The sequence below is a fragment of the Aestuariivita sp. genome (genome assembly GCF_049276915.1).
Lineage (GTDB): Bacteria > Pseudomonadota > Alphaproteobacteria > Rhodobacterales > Rhodobacteraceae > Aestuariivita.
The window spans coordinates 1-4,906 of the sequence record NZ_JBASXK010000114.1; the positions used below are offsets into that span (position 1 = coordinate 1).

4 protein-coding genes are annotated in these 4,906 nt (G+C 57.7%); all 4 read left to right on the forward strand.

Going from position 1 to position 4,906, the window contains the following annotated elements; genetic code table 11:
- The first annotated feature begins 196 nt into the window (after positions 1-196).
- The gene (locus WAO69_RS12400; protein ID WP_422179556.1) at positions 197-1,309 is read left to right on the forward strand and encodes a BamA/TamA family outer membrane protein; all 1,113 of its coding nucleotides are present in this window, start codon (positions 197-199) and stop codon (positions 1,307-1,309) included.
- A 184-nt stretch (positions 1,310-1,493) separates the two neighbouring features.
- Positions 1,494-3,575: an NAD(P)-binding protein gene (locus WAO69_RS12405; RefSeq protein ID WP_422179558.1), complete on the forward strand. Its 2,082-nt coding sequence runs from the start codon at positions 1,494-1,496 to the stop codon at positions 3,573-3,575.
- A 163-nt stretch (positions 3,576-3,738) separates the two neighbouring features.
- Positions 3,739-4,086, forward strand: a complete 348-nt coding sequence (locus WAO69_RS12410) for a cupin domain-containing protein (RefSeq protein ID WP_422179560.1) — start codon at positions 3,739-3,741, stop codon at positions 4,084-4,086.
- 368 nt (positions 4,087-4,454) lie between these two features.
- On the forward strand, positions 4,455-4,906 hold a 452-nt coding region (locus WAO69_RS12415), incomplete at its 3' end, for a YHS domain-containing (seleno)protein (protein WP_422179562.1).

Consider the following 4,906-nt stretch of genomic DNA (forward strand, 5'->3'; position numbering starts at 1 on the left):
CCTCTGGGGTGTTTGAGCCGACATTCCCCGAATGGATGCCATCTTCTGCATCCTGTCGTTGTTTCGCGCCCCAATCAAGCGAGCTTGACATGCCTTCGCGTGATGCGGGCATCCGACACGGGACCGCTGTTCTTGGGCTTGGAGGCCTGTTGCCGCTTACTTTACAACCCTGTTCGCAGATGCGATTCACATAGGCATGAAAGAAAACCATGCAGTGGCGCTGGGCTTGGCAGTTGCGGGACTGTTCCTCTCTGCCGTGCCTTGCATGGCGCAATCCTCGCTGACAGAAGAGACACTTGAAGCAATTCCGACCGCAGAGGTACCCGACGTAGGCTTTCGCAACGGGTCTTTTCTTGCGGTGCCTATTCCCTTCAGCAATCCCACGATCGGAAGCGGTGTCGCTGGCGGCGCGGCCTGGCTTTACACGACAGACCCGGAGTCAAACACCTCATCGATCGGTTTCGGAGGGTTCCGGACGGACAATGGCAGCGAGGGTTTCGCTTTCGGCGCAGACCTGAACCTGAACGCGAACAGGTACAAGCTTTCCGTGCTGGCTGGGAGCTTGGACCTGAAATACGACTTCACCGCAGGGGGTCTCGACCTTCCGCTCGAGCAGTCCGGTGATCTCTACAAGATCGATCTTTCTTATGGCTTGACCAAGGAGTTTTCGATTGGATTTGGACTGCAGTACGCCAAAACCGCGATATCAACGAACTTTGGTGGCGTGCTGCCACCCGAAGTATCGACTGCACTCAATCTTGACGTGTTCAAATACGGGCTTATCGCGGAATGGGATCGTCGGGACTCCGATCTCTATCCCACGACTGGCTCGCTTGTCACACTGGATGCGTTTCGCGGTGAGGTCACTGGAGGGCGCGGTCAGGACTATGCAAAGGCTGTGCTGCAGGGATCATATTTTCAACCGGGATTGGGTCCCGGGAGTGTTCTGGCGGTTTCCGGAACCCTTTGCCGGGCGTCCGAAAAGGCACCTTTCTTTGACGCCTGTTCGATTGGCTTGACGGATGGTTTGCGCGGTTTCTCGGTGACTGAGTACTTAGGCAGCAGCCTCGTGTCTGCGCAGGCAGAATACCGTGGACGTATCGGCAACAGCCGCTGGGGCTATGTAGCCTTTGGCGGAGCTGGCCGGGTCAACGAAATCGTTTCGTCTTTGTCCGGCACCCACGCGGCGGCTGGCGTTGGCATTCGCTACAGATTGTCGAAATCACTGCCGGTGGATTTTTCGTTTGATGCAACCACCAACAACGATGGTGAGCAGCTCTACTATGTCTTTGTCGGGCAGTCCTTCTGAGGGCGCGTGCATCATGGCGGAAATTTCAGCTTGCTACTTTTTTACTTGCGGCTCTTTCGATCTAGTTGGGTGATCGCGGGGGCTGGCACACAATCGGCATCATCGGATGGGCAAGGCCCAAGTGGCATAGGATTGCGCAAGTCAGCCCGGCGCGCACTGAGAACTCGAGGAAAGGCCAAGAAGAATGACGCGAGACCCTCGGTATGATGTCCTGTTTGAACCGGTCAAAATCGGACCGGTCACAACCAAAAACCGATTCTACCAGGTTCCGCACTGCAACGGGATGGGGCGTCTTCATCCGGATGGCATGATCGCCATGCGAGACGTCAAAGCCCAGGGCGGCTGGGGTATCGTGTCAACCGAGCAATGCGACTTTCATCCGACAGGCGATGTGACGCCATTCAGCGAGACGCGTCTTTGGGGGGACATGGATATCCCGTATCTGGCAGGTATGTGCGACGCGGTTCACAGGCAAGGCAGTCTTGCCGCGATCGAACTGGTTCACAACGGGCAGGACTCGGGCAACATCTACAGCCGGGAAGTCCCGATTGGCCCTGCGCATCGACCTGTGACCTGGCGCAATCACCCGGTGCAGGCGCGCGCCATGAGCCTGCAGGACATCCGTGAATTCAGGCGCTGGCACCGCGAGGGGGCCTTGCGGGCGCGCGACGCGGGGTTTGACCTTGTTGTCGTTTATGCCGGCCATGACGGAACGATGCCGGCCCATTTTCTGGCGCGACGGCACAACGATCGGACAGATGAGTATGGCGGCTCGCTGGAAAACCGTCTGCGTCTTTATCGTGAACTTCTGGAAGACACGCTTGAAGCGGTTGGCGACACCATGGGCGTGATCGCGCGCTTTGCCGTGGACGAGATGATCGGGGACGCAGGCCTTGAAGCGGGCAGCGAAGGGCGGGATGCGATCGAGATGCTGGCTGAACTGCCGGATATGTGGGACGTCAACGTCAGCGACTGGAGCAACGACTCCATGACTTCGCGCTTTGCGCAGGAAGGATATCAGGAGGACTACATTTCCTTCGTCAAGCAGGTCACCACGAAACCCGTGGCCGCCGTAGGGCGATATACGTCCCCGGACGCCATGGTCTCGGCAATCCGTCGCGGCATCGTGGATCTGATCGGCGCAGCCCGGCCCTCCATTGCTGACCCGTTCCTGCCGCGCAAGATCGAAGAAGGCAGGCTGGAAGACATTCGCGAGTGCATCGGATGCAACATCTGTGCCGCATGGAACAACCTGTCGGCCCCAAGCCGTTGCACGCAAAATCCGACATTCAGCGAAGAATGGCGCAAGAATTGGCATCCCGAGCAGATCGCGCATAAGGGGTCGGATGCGCATGTTTTGGTTGTCGGGGCCGGACCCGCGGGGCTTGAGGCGGCACATGCTTTGGGCAAGCGAGGCTACACCGTGACCCTTGCCGAAGCGCGCCGCGAGCTTGGTGGCCGTGTCACCCGGGAAAGCGCTTTGCCGAATTTGAATGCGTGGGCGCGGGTGCGCGATTATCGCATGGGGCAGATCGTCAATCTGGCGAATGTAAGCACATATCTGGAGAGCGAACTGAGTGCGTCGGACGTTCTTGAACTGGCTCCGGATCACGTGGCGCTGGCTACAGGGTCTCATTGGCGCCGGGATGGCATCGGGCGCAGCTTGCGCAGCGCCCTTGCGGGCGCAGATCGCGACACGTCGTTTTGCCCCGATGATATCATGGACGGCAGACGCCCGCCGAAAGGCAGCGTCGTCATCTTTGATGACGATCACTATTACATGGGGAGCGTGATGGCCGAGTTGCTGGCTGGCGAGGGCTATGGCGTGACACTGGTCACGCCCGGCCTTTGCGTGGCGCAATGGACCGAGTTCACATTGGAACAGGGTCATATCGAACGCCGGCTTGTGAAGCTTGGTGTCGAGATTCTGGCGCGTCACTCTGTGGTCTCGATCGACGCGGGAAACATCACGATCCAAAACCTGTTGACCGGTGATCTGTCACAGCGCCCCGGTGCGCTGGTCCCGGTGACCATGCGCTTGCCGAATGACAGCCTCTATCACGCGCTTATGGCTGATGCGCAGGCTGTCGAAGCGACGGGAATTCAGTCGGTCAAACGGATCGGAGATTGTTTTGGCCCGGCAACCATCGCCGCGGCTGTGTATGAAGGGCATCGCTATGCGCGAGAGCTGGATGCGCAAAATGCCTTTGGCAATGTGCCGTTCAAGACTGTCAAATACGACCTCGAACTTGGCGGTGGTCGCTGAGGCGCAGATTTGCGCGATGCCCCGGAAGGCTCTGGCGTCAGGCGCGTGCAGTTGCCTGACCGGGTGTGCGATTGCCAAACCGTCGGGATTTTTGGCAAGGAGATGTTAAGGTTCCATCCAGGATCGGACCATTCACAAAAGGAAACAGCGCATGAAGACCGGAATGTTCAGACTTGACCCCGATCCGCAGGGAATGATGGCGTCGCAGTTCACGAAACAGGACAGTTTCACAACCAGCGACAGGCATGAAGTCAACCTTTCTGCCTATGTGGCAGAGGATGAATCCCTGTTGTCCGGCGTTTGGGAATGTGCCCCCTCGCGAGAGGAATACCCAGATGGCTATCCCGTTCACGAGATGATGCATTTTGTTTCCGGCTCGGTCACGCTGACGCATCCCGACGGCACGTCCGAAACCTTTGTTGCTGGAGATACGTTTTTCATTCCCAAGGGGCGGCCCTGCACATGGGAAAACACCGAAACACTGCGAAAGTTCTACATGATCGCGACCTGATGGCGGCCGAGGGCGCGATCCGCCCGGCACCTGCACCCGTCTCGGAGCGATTACCTGACAACCACAGATGGTGGCCTGCACTCCGTCTGTGATGAGAGACAAAGCCCGTTCGGCTGTCCCTCTCAAGCGTAGATCCGTGATCATCCAGCCTCGAAAACATCATTAAGGTTTTCGGCCGATCACGGGCGCTTGGATGAAACGTGTATGACTCGTGATTTCAATTCATTGGTTTTTGAGGATGCCGCAATTTAGGCCTGATGTACGCAAAGGACGTCACCAAAGACGCTCCAAGCGGTTCTACACAGGGTGGGTATCGACGGCGTGTGCACGACGGCCCAAAACAACGCAACTGAGAAGGAATTCCTTTTATGAATAAACTTTTTGGCGGCTTTGCCGCAGCTGTTCTCACAACCTTCGTTTCGTTCGGCTCGGCACATGCCGCCGAAGAGTTCTTCATTGCCGACGCGGCCAAGAACATTGCCATCAATGGCTACGATCCCGTTGCCTATCACAAGGCCGGTGCGCCGACGAAGGGCCTTGCGGAGTTCAAATATGAGCATGACGATGTCGTCTGGAAGTTTTCATCAGCCGAGAACAAGGCAGCTTTCAAGGCCGATCCTGCCAAGTTCGCGCCAGCCTATGGCGGCTGGTGCGCCACCGGAACAAGCAAGGGCAAGAAGATTGCAACCCAGCCCCATCTGTTCGAAATCGTTGATGGTCAACTGTATCTGAACTCATCCGTCGGCGCACACCGTGTGTTCCTGGAAGACAAGAAGGCCACCATCAGCACGGCTGACACGAATTGGACCGATATCAAAAG

Coding starts and splice junctions, on each gene's coding strand:
- WAO69_RS12400 (WP_422179556.1), top strand. CDS start 197: ATGAAAGAAAACCATGCAGTGGCGCTGGGCTTGGCAGTTGCGGGACTG.
- WAO69_RS12405 (WP_422179558.1), top strand. CDS start 1,494: ATGACGCGAGACCCTCGGTATGATGTCCTGTTTGAACCGGTCAAAATC.
- WAO69_RS12410 (WP_422179560.1), top strand. CDS start 3,739: ATGTTCAGACTTGACCCCGATCCGCAGGGAATGATGGCGTCGCAGTTC.